Source organism: Mycobacterium sp. ITM-2016-00317 (assembly GCF_002968295.1).
Classification (GTDB): domain Bacteria; phylum Actinomycetota; class Actinomycetes; order Mycobacteriales; family Mycobacteriaceae; genus Mycobacterium.
Map to the genome: position 1 here is coordinate 1,843,428 of NZ_CP134399.1, position 13,309 is coordinate 1,856,736.

Here is a 13,309-nt window from a genome sequence, read left to right on the forward strand (position 1 = left end):
GGTTACGCCTGCGCCGATTCCAGTAGGTGGCAGAGCCGTTCACGGTGGAAGCGGGTGTCGCCCGACAGCAGCGCGTCCGTGCGTGCCCGCCGCAGGAAGAGATGCAGGTCGTGCTCCCAGGTGAAACCGATCCCGCCGTGCAGTTGCAGCGCCTCGCCGGCGATGCGGCCGGCCGCGTCGGAGACATAGGCCTTGGCGACGCTGACCGCACGGTCGGCGTCCTGCGGGTCACCGTCGAGCGCCATCGCGGCGTGGTAGGTCGCGGCGGTACTGGCCTGTACCCAGATCCGCATGTCGGCGCACTTGTGTTTGACGGCCTGGAAGCTGCCGACCGGGCGGCCGAATTGGACCCGTTCCTTGACGTAGTCGACGGTCATCGCGAGGAGCCGCTGCCCGATGCCGACGAGCTCGGCGCACAGCAGCACGGTGTGCAGACGCATCGATTCGGCGAGTGACTGTGCGGCCGGTCCGCCGGCCGCGCACAGTGCCGTGGAGTCGACCGCCACGTCGTCGAAGGTGACATCGCAGTAACTGCGGGTGACGTCGAGGGTGCGTTGCCGGTCGATGCGCACCCCGACGCTGTCGGCGGGCACGAGGAATCGGGCGGCGAACCGTCGAGGACGGCGTCGACGAGCAGCAGGTGGGCCGCGTCGGCGTCCTGAACCGACACCTTCGAGCCGCGGAGCAGGTAGCCGCCGTCGTGGCGGTGCGCGACGGTGCCCATGCTCGCCGCGCCCCAGGACCGGCCGAACTCCGCGTACGCCCAGGCGGCGATCAGCGACCCTTCGGAGATCGCTTGCAGCAGCTTGTCTTTGTCGCCGACGTCGGATCGGCTCACCGCGTCCGCGGTCACGACGACGGGGATGAACGGAGTCGCGGCCAGGCCGTAACCCAGTTCGACCGCCACCAGCGCCAGGTCGACGGGGCGCTGTCCGAGGCCGCCGTCGTTCTCGGCGATCCCCAGCGCAGGCCAGCCGAGATCGGCGCCGCGGTCCCAGAGTTGGGCGTCGAAGCCTTCGGTGCCGTCGAGCAGCCCGCGGGCCCTGTCCACCGAGTGGAGTTTGGCCAGCAGCGCGCGGGTGGAATCGACCAGCCCTCGTTGTTCGTCGGTGAGCTCGAAGTTCACAGGCGCTCCTTAACTGGGAGGAGGTGATCGGGGTCGGGGCCGCGAAACCCTTCACAAAGATACAGGATACTGATTAAGCTCAATCAGGCTTGCGGGATCGGACAGCGGAGGACGCTTTGCAACTCACTCAGGACGCGGGACTGGGCGCACTGCGAGGGCGTGTCCGCGATCTGGCCGCCCGGCACGCCCCGCCGAGGCAGGCGCGCACCGGGGTCCGCGCACCCGAGCCGGACCAGGTGCCCGCGCTGCGTGAGTGGACCGGGCTGTTGTTCGCCGAGCAATTGCTGGGAGTGAACTGGCCCGTCGAGTACGGCGGCCTGGCCGATTCGCATCCGCTCCATGAGTCGGTGGTCGCCGACGAGCTGGTCCGGGCGGGTGCGGCGGGACCGGTGGGCGGCGGATTGCTTGCGGCAGGGGCGATCATCGCGTCGGGCAGCACCGAGCAGAAGGATTACTTCCTGCCGCGGATCCGGTCGGGGGAGCACATCTGGTGTCAGCTCTTCAGCGAGCCCGACGCGGGCAGCGACCTCGCCGGCCTGCGCACGAGGGCCCGCCTGGACGGCGACGAGTACGTGGTGGACGGGCAGAAGGTCTGGACCACCAACGGTCAGCACGCCGACTGGGGTTACCTGTTGGCCCGCACCGACGCCGACGCCCCCAAACACGCGGGCATCACCGCGTTCGCACTCGACATGACGACACCCGGCGTCACCGTGCGGCCGCTGCGGGAGATCACCGGCACGTCGGACTTCAACGAGGTCTTCCTCGACGGCGTGCGCATCCCCGCAGACCGGGTCATCGGCGAGGTCAACCGGGGCTGGGCGGTGACCACCGCGAGCCTGGCGCACGAGCGTTCCAGCGCGGGAGGCGGCGCGTCGCTGTTCGGCGCGCTGGACAGGCTCGTCCGCCTGGCCACCGAGATCAGCTGCGACGGCGGCTCGGCGATCGACCGCGACGACATCCGCCAGGAGATCGGCAAACTGGCCGCCGACGTCCACGTCAACGCGCTGGTCTCGGCGTTCGGGGACAGCAGGTCGCTGCACGGCACCGGCGACTTCGGCGACGCACCCGTGTCGAAGATCCTGTTCAGCGAAATCAACCTGGCGCTCCACGAATTCGGGTTCGAGCTGCAGGGCCATGACGGCATCCGGGTCGAGGGGGACCCCGAGGTGTGGGACGACGGATGGTGGCAGGACGGCTTCCTCTACGCGCGTGCGTTCACCATCGCCGGCGGCACCAACGAGGTGTTGCGCAACGTGATCGCCGAGCGGGCACTGGGGCTGCCACGCGGATGACGGGGGCGGCCGGGCCACCGGCTGCGGACAGAGTGTTGGACTCGGAGGACAGGCAATGCCGCTACAGGACTGGATGAAGATCATCTCGGTGGACGACCACGTCATCGAGCATCCCCGGGTATGGCAGGACCGGTTGCCCGAGAAGCATTGCCAGGCCGGACCTCAGATCATCGAAACCGCTGAGGGCCACCATGTGTGGCGGTTCGAAGAGCAGCTCTATCCGCAGATCGGCCTCAACGCGGTCGCCGGCAAGCCACCTGCGGAGTACGGGATGGAACCGGTCCGCTACGACCAGATGATCCCCGGCTGCTACGACCCCGTCGAGCGGGTCAAGGACATGGACATCGACGGCGTGCACGCCGCACTGGCCTTCCCGTCCTTTCCCGGATTCGGTGGCGGGGTCTTCCAGCGCGCCCGGGACAAGGACCTCGCGCTGAACTGCGTGCGCGCCTGGAACGACTTCCAGATCGACGAATGGTGCGCGACGGCGCCGGACCGATTGATTCCGTTGGGGATTCTGCCCACCTGGGATCCCGGGCTGGCCGCCGATGAGGTGGAACGGCTGGCGCGCATCGGCACCAAGGCGGTGTCCTTCCCCGACAGCCCCGTGCCGCTGGGCCTGCCGTCGTTCCACGATCCCTCCCACTGGGAGGTGCTCTGGGATGCGCTCGAGGCCGCGGACATGCCGGTGTGCCTGCATTTCGGCTCCGGGGGATACGTCCCCGGCTTTTCGTTCGCGGCCGGCTCCTACGACCCCAACGCGCCGTTCGCCGTGGCCATCGCAACGTTCTCGACCAACTTGATGTGGAGCACCGCCGACCTGGTGTTCTCCGGTGTGCTGCAACGTCACCCGAAGCTGAAGTTCATGCTGTCCGAAGGCGGCATCGGCTGGATTCCGTATCTGCTGGAGCGGCTGGACTACACCTGGGAGCGGCACCGGTGGTACCAGAAGATCAGCCGCACCGACCGGCCGTCGGACCTGTTCCGCAGGCACTTCTGGGGATGCTTCATCGACGACGTGCACGGGGTCGAGGCGCGGGACGCGATCGGCGTGGAGAACATCCTCGTCGAGGTCGACTACCCGCACTCCGACTCGAACTGGCCCAACAGCCGCAAGCGGATCGCCGAGAACCTTCTCTCGGTCGACGACGCCGACGTCCACCGCATCGTCGAACTCAACGCGCGTGCCCTCCTGCGCTTCGGGGAGGCCTGATGACCGAGCCGCGGCCGGACACCGACGATTACGACCTGTTGACCTTCGGTGAGGTGGCGGCCCGGCTGGCCGAGGAACTGACTGAGGCCACCGAACAGCTGGAACGGGTCCGCGCCCGGACACCGTCGGACACCGATGAGATCGCTCGCATCGAGAGCCGTATCGCGCTGCTGCGTGAGAGCGGAGACCGCTACCGGCGCGAGCAACAGACGAACGAGTCGTTCACCAGGCGGTTCGGCTCCGTGGCGAGCCCACCGTCCGGTCAACGCCCCGAGTGGCGCTGAGAAGCCAGGACGGGGGAACCGGGAGTCAATGGTGACGACACGGGACATGCCCTCACCGCTCGGTGAGGTCGGCGAATGGACGAAGGGCTATGCCAGGCGGCATCCCGTCGCATCGCTGGAAACCGTGGGCAGCCAGTTCATCCTGGGATTGCGCTCGCTGCAGTACCTGATCCTAGACATCGTCAGGTGGCGCTTCCCGTTCGCGGAGTTCGTCCAGCAGGCGTCCTTCATGGCGTCGACCGCCATGCTGCCGACGATGTGTGTCGCCATCCCGATCGGCGTGACCCTGCAGATCCAGTTCGCGCTGCTGGCCGGCCAGGTCGGGGCCACGTCGCTGGCCGGCGCAGCCAGTGGACTCGCGGTCATCCGTCAGGGCGCACCGCTGGTGGCCGCGCTGCTGATGGCCTCGGCGGTGGGCTCGGCCATCTGCGCCGATCTCGGCTCCCGGACGATCCGTGACGAGGTGGACGCCCTTGAGGTGATGGGTATCTCGGCGGTCCGCAGGCTGGTGGTGCCGCGCCTGGCGGCCGCGATCGTCGTGGGTGTCGCGCTGACGGGGTTGGTGTGCTTCATCGGTTTCCTGGCGGGCTATCTGTTCAACACCTTCGCCCAGGACGGCGCCCCGGGAAGCTTCGTGACCACGTTCGCGTCCTTCGCGACGGTCGGTGACCTGGTGCTGACCCTGATCAAGGCGGTGGTGTTCGGCGCGATCGTCGCCGTGGTCGCGTGCGACAAGGGGTTGACCACCAAGGGCGGGCCTGCGGGAGTGGCGAACTCGGTCAACGCCACGGTGGTCGCCTCGATCCTGCTGCTGATGATCACCAACGTGGTGTTCACGCAGATGTACGTGTTGCTGTTCCCGAAGGTGGCTCTCTGATGGCGGCGCCGTACTACCCGCGTGGGATCCGGCCCCTCGTGGTCGCGTCGACGGCGGTGGCCGGCGGCGGTGTCCGCCTGGGTCACATGCTGACGTTCTTCGTCCGCGCGGTGGCCGGGATCCCGGTGACGCTCACGCGCTACCGCAAGGCCTTCCTGACCATCCTGTCCGATGTCACCTGGGGCAACGGCTCCATCGTGGTCGGCGGCGGCACGGCGTGGGTGATCATCCTGCTCGGCGCGTCCGCCGGGGCGATCGTCGGCATCGAGGGACTGCAGGCACTGCACCTGCTCGGCATGGAACCCGCCGCGGGCCTGCTGTCCTCGACGGTGTCCACGCGTGAGCTGGCGCCCGTCATGGCGGCGCTGGCCTTCGCCGCGCAGGCAGGCTGCCGGTTCACCGCGCAGCTGGGTTCGATGCGCATCTCCGAGGAGATCGACGCGATGGAATCGCTGGCGATCCGGCCGATCCCGTACCTGATCACCACCCGGCTGCTCGCGTCGGTGGTGGCGATCATCCCGCTGTACATCCTGTGTCTGCTGATCAACTACGCGGCCGTGCAGACCGTGGTGAGCTTCGCGGGCGGGCTGTCGGCGGGTTCCTACGATCACTACTTCCGGTTGGTGCTGACAGGCTCCGACATCCTGTACTCGGTCTGCAAGGCCGTCGTGTTCGTCACCATCACCTCGACGATTCAGTGCTACTACGGCTATTTCGCCAGCGGCGGCCCGCAGGGCGTCGGTGTGGCGGCGGGCCGCGCGATGCGCGCCAGCATCTCGGTGATGATCATCGTCAACCTGCTTCTGACCGTCGGGCTCTGGGGCATCGGGTCCGGCGCGAGGCTCGGTGGCTGAGATGGTGCAGAGGTTCGAGTCGGCGGCCAAGGACGTCTCCCCACGGCGGCTGCTGCTGCGCGGAGTGGCCCTGCTGATCGGCACCGCACTGCTGGCCGCCGCCGCCGTCGCGAAATCAGAGGGGATGTTCTCCGGCCACGTGCAGGTGCTCGCGCTGCTCGCCGACGTCGGCGACGGCCTGCCGCAGGGTTCCGACGTCAAGTTCCGCGGTGCGCTCGTCGGCAGGGTCGACGGTGTGGAACCGGCGCTCGACGGCGGCGCGAACACCGTCGCGCTGACCCTCGATCCCCGTTTCGCGCAGGCCATCCCGGCGACGGTGACCGCCCGCGTGGTGCCCGGCAACGTGTTCGCGGTGTCGTCGATCCAGCTCGTCGACAACGGGCCCGCGCCCGCGCTGCGCACCGGCTCGGAGATCGTCCAGGACCAGAGTCTGGCCACCGTCCAGTTCCAGACCGCGCTGACCAAACTGCGCAACGTGCTCGGAGCGGCCGGGCGGCCCGGGTCCGGCGACTCCGTCGGGGTGCTCGCCGCGGTCGCCGAGGCCACCAGCGGGCGGGGCGACGAGCTGACCCACGCGGGCGGCGGAGCCAAACGCATCGTCGACCAGCTCAACGCGCTGATGGTGGACGACGGTACGACGCCGACGCTGGAGGTGCTCTCGGATGCGTTGCAGGGCCTGCAGTCCTCGTCGCCGGAGCTGCTCGACGCCGTCCATCAGGCCGTGGTGCCGATGCGCACCGTCGCCGAGAAGCGCCGAGAGCTGGCCGATTTCCTGTCCGCCGGGAACACCACGTTCGGCTCGATGGGCACGGCGTTCGAGAACCACACCGACCGGCTGATCGCGATCACCACCCAACTGTCGCCGGTACTCGGCGTGCTCGCCGACGGAGGAGCGGAGTTCCCGGCCATCGTCACCCGGATCAACAATCTGTCCACCCGGTTCTTCGACGAGGTGTGGAACCCCGACAGGAACCACGGCACCGGAAAGTTCATGCTGGTGTTCACCCCGAACCGGATGTACACCCGGCAGGACTGCCCGCGCTACGGCGCACTCGAAGGACCCAGCTGCGCGACCGCGCCCGTCACCCAGGACGTCCCCGCGCTGGCGCCGATGACCGATCCGCGCAGCTACCCACTGCCCAGGACGATGCCGGGCGGCAACGTCGGCCCGGTGGGCAGCGCCGAGGAGCGGGCGGCGATCGCCGAACTCCTCGGCCCCGACACCAATGTCGCGTCCGAGATCCTCCTCGGGCCGGTGGCCCGGGGCAACACCGTGCACGTCGTGCCGGAGCCAGTACCGAATTCCGACGCGGCCACGCCGCCGCTGCCGCTGCTGCCCGCCGAGGCGCAGCCCGTCGCACCGGGAGGTGAGAACCCGTGAGTTACCGGCGCCCACTGATCTGGGTATGCGTGTTCCTGTCGGTCTGCCTGGCCCTGATCTGGACGGTCTTCGTCACGCTGCAGCGCAACGTCGGTGGTGACACCGAGTCCTACGGCGCGATGTTCACCGACGTGTCCGGCCTGAAGGTCGGCGACGAAGTCCGGATGGCAGGGGTGAAGGTCGGCCGCGTCGACGAGGTGGCACTCGACGGCGACATGGCCAGGGTCGGGTTCCGCGTGCAGACCGAGCAGGTGCTCTACGGAAACACCAAGGCGTCCATCGTCTACCAGAACATCATCGGCCAGCGCTACCTCGGCCTGTCACTCGGCGACCGCTCCACCAACCCGAGCGAACCGGTCGTACTTCCCGCCGGCGCGGTGATCCCCGTCGAACGCACCGAGCCGTCGTTCGACATCTCCAACCTGCTCAACGGTTTCGAGCCGCTGTTCGCGTTGCTCAACCCCGACCAGGTCGACAACCTCACCACCGCGATCGTGCGCTCCACCCAGGGCGACACGGGCGCGCTGACCATGCTGATCTCCGAAACCACCCGGCTGGCCCAGTCGTACTCCGGCACCGACCAGATCCTGGAGAGCGTGCTGGCCAATCTCAACTCCGTGGTGGGTTCGCTGGCCGAACGCGACGGCGACCTGAAGTCCACCCTCGACTCCGCCGAGGAGGTGTTCGACGGGTTCGCCGTGCGCCGAGAGGAATTCGTCACGTCGATGGATCAGGTGGGCATCGTCGGTGAGCGGCTCGCGCAGGTCATCACCGACGTGCAACCCGATCTGCGCGAGTGGCTGGCCCGCGAACCCGGATTCGCCAAGCACTTCATGGAGAACAAACAGGGCTTCGCCTACATGGGGTTCAACACCCCCCTGATGCTCAAGGGGCTCGCCCGGATCAGCCAGGGCGGAACGTATCTGGACATCTACGCATGCCATCTGACGGTCAGTCAGTTCCCGCGCATCGACAGTCTGATCGACGCGATCATCCGGAACGCCACTCCAGGCGGCAGGATCCAGCAGAGCGCGAAATGCCAATGAACACCGGGGGGAGACTCACAGCGGTGTTCCGCAAGCCGATCGAACACCACAGCACCCTGCGGTTGGGGATCATCGCGGTACTGGTCATCGTGCTGACCCTGGGCGGGCTGCTCGGCGTACAGCGCCTCGGCCTCGGCAAGACCACCTACGACGCGGATTTCGCGCAGGCGGCTGGACTGAGCGCCGGCGATCAGGTGACCGTGGCCGGCGTCTATGTCGGGTCGGTGAAAGGGCTCCGGCTCGACGGCGACAAGGTGGTGGTCACGCTGGAAGTCGACAGGAACGTCCACCTCGGTGCGGCGACCCGCGCAGGGATCAAGCTCACCACGCTGCTCGGCGCCCGGTACGTCGACCTCAAGCCCGCCGGGTCCGGCGAGCTGACCGACAACCGCATCCCGCTGGCCAACACCGAGGTGCCGTACACCCTGCAGGACTCGCTGCAGGATGCCACGACGACGTTCGAAGCGGTGGACGCCCAGAAGATCGCCCAGTCGATGACCGCGCTGTCCCAGCAATTGCAGGGCTCTCCCGAGATCCTGCCGCAGGCACTGGACAACGTCGCGCATCTGTCCGCGGTCCTCGCCGGTCGCCGCGACGAGATCGGGGATCTGCTGCGCAGTACGCAGCAGATCGCCGAGTTGCTCGGCGGTCAGCAGCGCAGCCTCGCGACACTGATGACGCAGGGTCGGGACGTGCTCAGCGATCTGGCGGCCCGCAGGGAGATGATCATCCGGCTCATCGACGCCACCACCGAACTGGTGAACCAGTTGAAGCCGGTGCTGGTCGAAGACCGTGCCCCGATGGACGAGCTGTTGACCAACCTCGACGGCATCTTGACCTCGGTCGGCAAGAACGACGCGCTGTTCCGCAACACGCTGCAGATGATGCCCGTGCCGCTGCGCAACTTCACCAACGCGACCGGCAACGGCAACGAGTTCGACTTCTCCTCCTCGGGCGGCACGCTGATCGACTCGGTCATGTGCGCGTTGAGCGGTCGCGCCGAACAGTTCAACCTGCCGAACTACTTCGAGGACTGCCGGTGACGCGGCGCACGCTCGGCAAGGGGGCGGCCATCGTGGCGATGGCCCTGGCGGCGGGCGGATGCTCGGGCGGGCCGATGGCATCGAGCGAACGCGGAATGGTCATCACGGCCCAATTCGACAGCGCCAGTGGACTGTACGAGGGCAACGCGGTGTCGATCCTCGGGATGCGAGTGGGTGAGGTGACCGAGATCGTCCCCACCGGGCAGTACGTCGATGTCACGATGCACATCGATGCCGGGGTCAAGATTCCGGCCGACGCGCAGGCGGTGACGGTCTCGACGTCGATCCTGACCGACCGGCACGTCGAGTTCACCCCGCCCTACCGCGGTGGCCCGACGCTCGCCCACCGCGACACTCTCAGCCTGGCCCGGACCCGCACCCCCGTCGAGTTCGACCGGGTGCTGGCGATGATCGACGAACTGGCCGTGCAACTGCAGGGCAACGGCCGCGGCGGCGGCCCGGTCGCCGACCTGCTGAGCGTCAGTGCCGCGATGACCAGTGGCAACGGCCCCCGGATCCGGGAGTCGCTCGGGGAGCTGTCGACGGCGTTGAAGCTGAGCAGGGACCGCGGCGCACCGACGGGGGACGCGATCACCACCATCGTCACCAACCTCGACAGCCTGACCAAGGCCGCCGCGGAGAACGACGAGACGATCAGGGAATTCGGTTCTGCGTTACGGCAACTCAGTGCCGTGCTGGCCGCCGAACGGCTGGGCAGCGGGTCCGCCGGCGCCCAGGTCAACCAGATCCTCTCCGGGACAGCCGATCTGCTGGAGGCCAACAGGGAGTCGTTGAAGTCCACAGCGGCCAACACCGAGCTCGTCACCCGGGCGCTGGCGGACTACCGGCGGGAACTGGGGGAGGCGTTCGACCTGGTGCCGACCCTGACCAACAACGTCTACAACATGATCGATCCCGAGAAGCAGGCCATCAGAGCGCATCCCGTGCTGGACAAGATCGAACTGAACACCCAGGCCACCAAGGAGATGTGCAACCTGCTGGGAATGAAGCAGCTCGGCTGCTCCACCGGAACCATCCAGGACTTTGGTCCCGACTTCGGGATCACCAGCATGCTCGAGGGATTGGCGGGGTTGGGACCGTGAACGTGATGCGAGGGGTACGGCGGGCACTGGCGGTCGCCGCTGTGCTGGGGGCGACGGGCGCGCTGACGTCGTGCGCGGTGGGCCTGGACCGGCTTCCACTGCCCGCACCGTCGGCGGGAGCCCGCACATACCCCCTCAGCGCGACGTTCACGAACGCGCAGAACCTGCCGTTCAAGGCCAAGGTACGGCTGTCCGGCGCCGACGTGGGTGAGGTGGAATCCATGGTGGCCGAGAACTACACGGCCGTGGTGCACATGCGGATCGCCTCCGACGTCCAGATCCCGGTCGGCACCAGGGCCGAACTGCGCTCCGCCACCCCCCTCGGCGACATCTTCGTGTCCCTGACCCCGCCGGCCGTCATCGACGAATGGTCGGCGCTGAACCCCGGTGACAAGATCCCGCTGGACGCCACCGCGTCCGCGGCGTCGGTCGAAGAGGTGCTGAGCACCGCGGCGCTGCTCGTCAACGGCGGCGCCATCCGCAATCTGACGAAGGTGCTCAACGGCATGGGCCGGGCCGTCGGCGGCAAGGGGGAGGACCTGGGCGAGTTCCTCGACGAGTCCACCAGATTGATCCAGAGCCTGTCCGAGCGCTCGGCGGTGGTCAAACGCGCGCTGACCCGGACCGGCGACCTGGCCGCCACCATGTCGGCGCGCCAGCAGTCGATCGACGCGGCGATCGCCGCGGCCGGCCCCGCACTGGGCACCGTCGCCGACAACACCGGCCGCATCGTCGATCTCGTCGCGCAGGTGAACCGGATCACGCTGCAGCTGGCCAAGCTCCCGTCGGTGCGGGGTGAGCCGTCGCGCAGCATGATCGCCGACCTGAACCGGCTGTCGGCCGAACTCAACGCCGCGTCGCTGGAACCCAACGCCTCACTGGACCAGTTCAACTCGATGTTCGGCTCGGTGCTGAAGGTCACCAACGGGACGGCCGCCCACGTCGACATCGACCTGGCCGATTTGGCGATCGGCGGGTTCGCCGATCCCTACCATCCCGCCGACGCAGGCAGCCATGCGCCGACCAGAGAGGACTTCCGGAACATGGTCGGCAGCATCAGCTACGAGCTGATGATGCTGCGCAACAAGTTCTGGGGTGCCCCCACCGCGCCACCCGGTACGGTGCCCCCGCCCGACCTCGTCGGGCCTGCCCCGGGTTCGCTCACCCCCGCGCCGCCACCGCCGCCACTGCTGCCGCCCACCACGAATCCGCCTGCCCCCGGGGGTGCCCCGTGAACGTCCTCCGTAGCGCGGTCGGGTTCGCGCGCACCAGACGACTGGGCCTCTCAGCCTGCGCTTTGGCGATGATGTTCGTGGTCGGCGTCGCCTACGTGCTGTTCGGGACGCTGAAACTCGACCCGACCCGGTCCGACACCCTGGTGCGGGTCCACCTCCCGGTGACGGGAGGGCTGCTGCCGGGCCAGGACGTGACGCTGCGCGGCGTACCGGTCGGCCGCGTCCGCTCGGTCGACATGACCTCCGACGGCGTGGTGGCCGTCGCGGCCATCCACCCCGACGTACGGGTCCCCGCCGACACCCACGCGCGGGTCTCGGCACTGTCGCCGGCCGGCGAGCAGTATCTCGACTTCCGCGCCGACCGCAACGACGGCCCCTACCTCGCCGACGGCGACGAGATCGCCAGTGACAGAACGCAGACCCCGGTCACGCTGCCGACGCTGCTGGCCGACCTGGACGGCACCCTCCAGCAGGTCGACACCGAGCAGCTCGCGGCCGTGCTCGACGAGCTGCGGGTGGGACCGCAGGGCGGGCAGAAGCTGGCGGCCATCCTGGACGGCGGCGCGTTCCTGGTGTCCACACTGGACTCCGTGCTGCCGCAGACGGTGCGCCTGATCCGCAGCAGCAAGGTGGTGCTCTCGACGGTGCACGACGTCAGCCCCGGGCTCGAGGCGACGTCGACGAACCTGGACTCGATCCTCGGCGGGGTGGAGCGGATGGACGGCGGCTACCGGACGCTGGTGGATTCCGCGCCGACCACGTTCGCCGGCATCGACGATCTGATCGCCGACAACTCACCCACGATGGTCCAGCTGCTCGGCAACCTCACCACGGTGGCCCAGCAGTCCTACATCCGGGTGCCCGCACTGCAGGAGCTCTTTTTCCCCCAGTACCGCGCGGGGTCGGCGTTGGAGGCGGTGGCCAGCACGTTCCGCGACGGGGGAGTGTGGGGCGCGGTGAATCTGTACCCGCGGCATTCGTGCGACTTCAACCTGCCGAAGTCACCGCCGACGGTGGGCGACTTCCCCGAGCCGTACCTGTACACCTATTGCCTCAACCCGGATCCCAAGTACCTGGTACGGGGTGCGCGCAGTGTGCCGGTGCCCCCGGGCGCCGACACCGCCGGCCCGCCGCCTGGCGCGAACCCGCTGCAGCGGGCCGACCCCACCCCGACCGGGCCGCTCACGATCCCGACACCCTATGCGGGCCCGAATCTTCCGTTGCCGCCGACACCGCGCGGACCCTGACCCGATCATCTTGGAGAGGCCACACCGATGACGAACGACCAGGTTCTGACGCCGGACACCGAGAGTGACACGGCCGATGCGGCCGCCGGTGAGCCCGGCGCGCGCAGGGGCGTGCGGCGCCCGTCGCGGCGCACCGTCGCCGTCGGCGCGGGCGCGGTGCTGTTGGCGGGGGCGCTGGCCGTCGCGGGGATGCTGGGCTGGGAGCTGCGCACCCAGCGCATGCTCGCCGACGCTGAGGCGCAGGCGTCGGCGGCCGCGCAGCAGTACGCCGTCATCCTGACCGGTGTCGACGCCGCGAAACTCGACTCGAACTTCGCGGCCGTACTCGACGGTGCCACAGGCGAGTTCAAGGACATGTACAGCCAGTCCAGCGCGGGGCTGAAACAGGTGCTGATCGACAATGAGGCGAAGGCCACCGGAACGGTGATCGCGGCAGGCATCAAGTCGGCGACGCCGACCAGGGTCGAGGTCATGCTGTTCGTGGACCAGGCCGTCACCAACGCGCTGAATCCCGAACCCCGACTGGACCGTAACCGGATCATCATGACGATGGACAAGGTCGACGGCCGGTGGCTGGCCGGCGACGTCGAGTTGGCCTGAGGGGT

General features: G+C 68.6%; 14 protein-coding genes. 12 read left to right on the forward strand and 2 right to left on the reverse strand.

The annotated features are described in order from the left end of the window. Positions 1–2: 2 nt before the first annotated feature. The gene (locus C6A87_RS08765; protein ID WP_311116874.1) at positions 3–440 is read right to left on the reverse strand and encodes an acyl-CoA dehydrogenase; all 438 of its coding nucleotides are present in this window, start codon (positions 438–440) and stop codon (positions 3–5) included. Then, positions 374–1,126 carry an acyl-CoA dehydrogenase family protein gene (locus C6A87_RS08770; protein WP_311116875.1) on the reverse strand — a complete coding sequence of 251 codons (753 nt, stop codon included), beginning with the start codon at positions 1,124–1,126 and terminating at the stop codon, positions 374–376. Before C6A87_RS08770 ends, C6A87_RS08765 begins: the two co-directional genes overlap by 67 nt. Positions 1,127–1,242: 116 nt before the next feature. On the opposite strand from C6A87_RS08770, the gene C6A87_RS08775 reads away from it, so the two are divergent. The 12 genes from C6A87_RS08775 to C6A87_RS08830 are packed head-to-tail and all read left to right on the forward strand — an operon-like array spanning position 1,243 to position 13,304. Beyond that, on the forward strand, positions 1,243–2,421 hold the full coding sequence (locus C6A87_RS08775) for an acyl-CoA dehydrogenase family protein (RefSeq protein ID WP_311116876.1): 1,179 nt from the start codon (positions 1,243–1,245) through the stop codon (positions 2,419–2,421). Positions 2,422–2,476: 55 nt separating this feature from the next. Then, the gene (locus tag C6A87_RS08780; RefSeq protein ID WP_311116877.1) at positions 2,477–3,634 is read left to right on the forward strand and encodes an amidohydrolase family protein; all 1,158 of its coding nucleotides are present in this window, start codon (positions 2,477–2,479) and stop codon (positions 3,632–3,634) included. After that, entirely contained in the window at positions 3,634–3,918 is a 285-nt protein-coding gene (locus C6A87_RS08785; RefSeq protein ID WP_311116878.1) for a hypothetical protein, read from the forward strand. Before C6A87_RS08780 ends, C6A87_RS08785 begins: the two co-directional genes overlap by 1 nt. Before the next feature lie 46 nt (positions 3,919–3,964). After that, entirely contained in the window at positions 3,965–4,795 is an 831-nt protein-coding gene (locus tag C6A87_RS08790) for an ABC transporter permease (protein ID WP_311116879.1), read from the forward strand. Then, entirely contained in the window at positions 4,795–5,649 is an 855-nt protein-coding gene (locus C6A87_RS08795; RefSeq protein ID WP_311116880.1) for an ABC transporter permease, read from the forward strand. The genes C6A87_RS08790 and C6A87_RS08795 overlap by 1 nt, the downstream gene beginning before the upstream one ends. Position 5,650: 1 nt before the next feature. Beyond that, positions 5,651–7,030: an MCE family protein gene (locus C6A87_RS08800; RefSeq protein WP_311116881.1), complete on the forward strand. Its 1,380-nt coding sequence runs from the start codon at positions 5,651–5,653 to the stop codon at positions 7,028–7,030. After that, on the forward strand, positions 7,027–8,076 hold the full coding sequence (locus tag C6A87_RS08805) for an MlaD family protein (protein ID WP_311116882.1): 1,050 nt from the start codon (positions 7,027–7,029) through the stop codon (positions 8,074–8,076). Before C6A87_RS08800 ends, C6A87_RS08805 begins: the two co-directional genes overlap by 4 nt. Before the next feature lie 23 nt (positions 8,077–8,099). Continuing rightward, complete coding sequence (locus C6A87_RS08810; RefSeq protein ID WP_311116883.1) at positions 8,100–9,119, forward strand: MCE family protein; 1,020 nt, start codon at positions 8,100–8,102, stop codon at positions 9,117–9,119. Then, positions 9,116–10,222, forward strand: a complete 1,107-nt coding sequence (locus C6A87_RS08815) for an MCE family protein (protein WP_311116884.1) — start codon at positions 9,116–9,118, stop codon at positions 10,220–10,222. Before C6A87_RS08810 ends, C6A87_RS08815 begins: the two co-directional genes overlap by 4 nt. A gap of 5 nt (positions 10,223–10,227) precedes the next feature. Beyond that, positions 10,228–11,457, forward strand: coding sequence for an MlaD family protein (locus C6A87_RS08820; protein WP_311117863.1), 1,230 nt, complete (start codon positions 10,228–10,230; stop codon positions 11,455–11,457). After that, positions 11,454–12,704 carry an MCE family protein gene (locus tag C6A87_RS08825; protein ID WP_311116885.1) on the forward strand — a complete coding sequence of 417 codons (1,251 nt, stop codon included), beginning with the start codon at positions 11,454–11,456 and terminating at the stop codon, positions 12,702–12,704. The genes C6A87_RS08820 and C6A87_RS08825 overlap by 4 nt, the downstream gene beginning before the upstream one ends. A 27-nt stretch (positions 12,705–12,731) precedes the next feature. Next, a complete protein-coding gene (locus tag C6A87_RS08830) occupies positions 12,732–13,304 on the forward strand; it encodes a hypothetical protein (protein ID WP_311116886.1) in 573 nt (190 codons plus the stop codon). The last annotated feature ends 5 nt before the right edge of the window (positions 13,305–13,309 follow it).

What these genes read in the sequence shown, in the direction of transcription:
- C6A87_RS08765 (WP_311116874.1), bottom strand. Translation starts at nt 440, where the DNA reads ATGCGTCTGCACACCGTGCTGCTGTGCGCCGAGCTCGTCGGCATCGGG.
- C6A87_RS08780 (WP_311116877.1), top strand. Translation starts at nt 2,477, where the DNA reads ATGCCGCTACAGGACTGGATGAAGATCATCTCGGTGGACGACCACGTC.
- C6A87_RS08785 (WP_311116878.1), top strand. Translation starts at nt 3,634, where the DNA reads ATGACCGAGCCGCGGCCGGACACCGACGATTACGACCTGTTGACCTTC.
- C6A87_RS08790 (WP_311116879.1), top strand. Translation starts at nt 3,965, where the DNA reads ATGCCCTCACCGCTCGGTGAGGTCGGCGAATGGACGAAGGGCTATGCC.
- C6A87_RS08795 (WP_311116880.1), top strand. Translation starts at nt 4,795, where the DNA reads ATGGCGGCGCCGTACTACCCGCGTGGGATCCGGCCCCTCGTGGTCGCG.
- C6A87_RS08800 (WP_311116881.1), top strand. Translation starts at nt 5,651, where the DNA reads ATGGTGCAGAGGTTCGAGTCGGCGGCCAAGGACGTCTCCCCACGGCGG.
- C6A87_RS08820 (WP_311117863.1), top strand. Translation starts at nt 10,228, where the DNA reads ATGCGAGGGGTACGGCGGGCACTGGCGGTCGCCGCTGTGCTGGGGGCG.
- C6A87_RS08830 (WP_311116886.1), top strand. Translation starts at nt 12,732, where the DNA reads ATGACGAACGACCAGGTTCTGACGCCGGACACCGAGAGTGACACGGCC.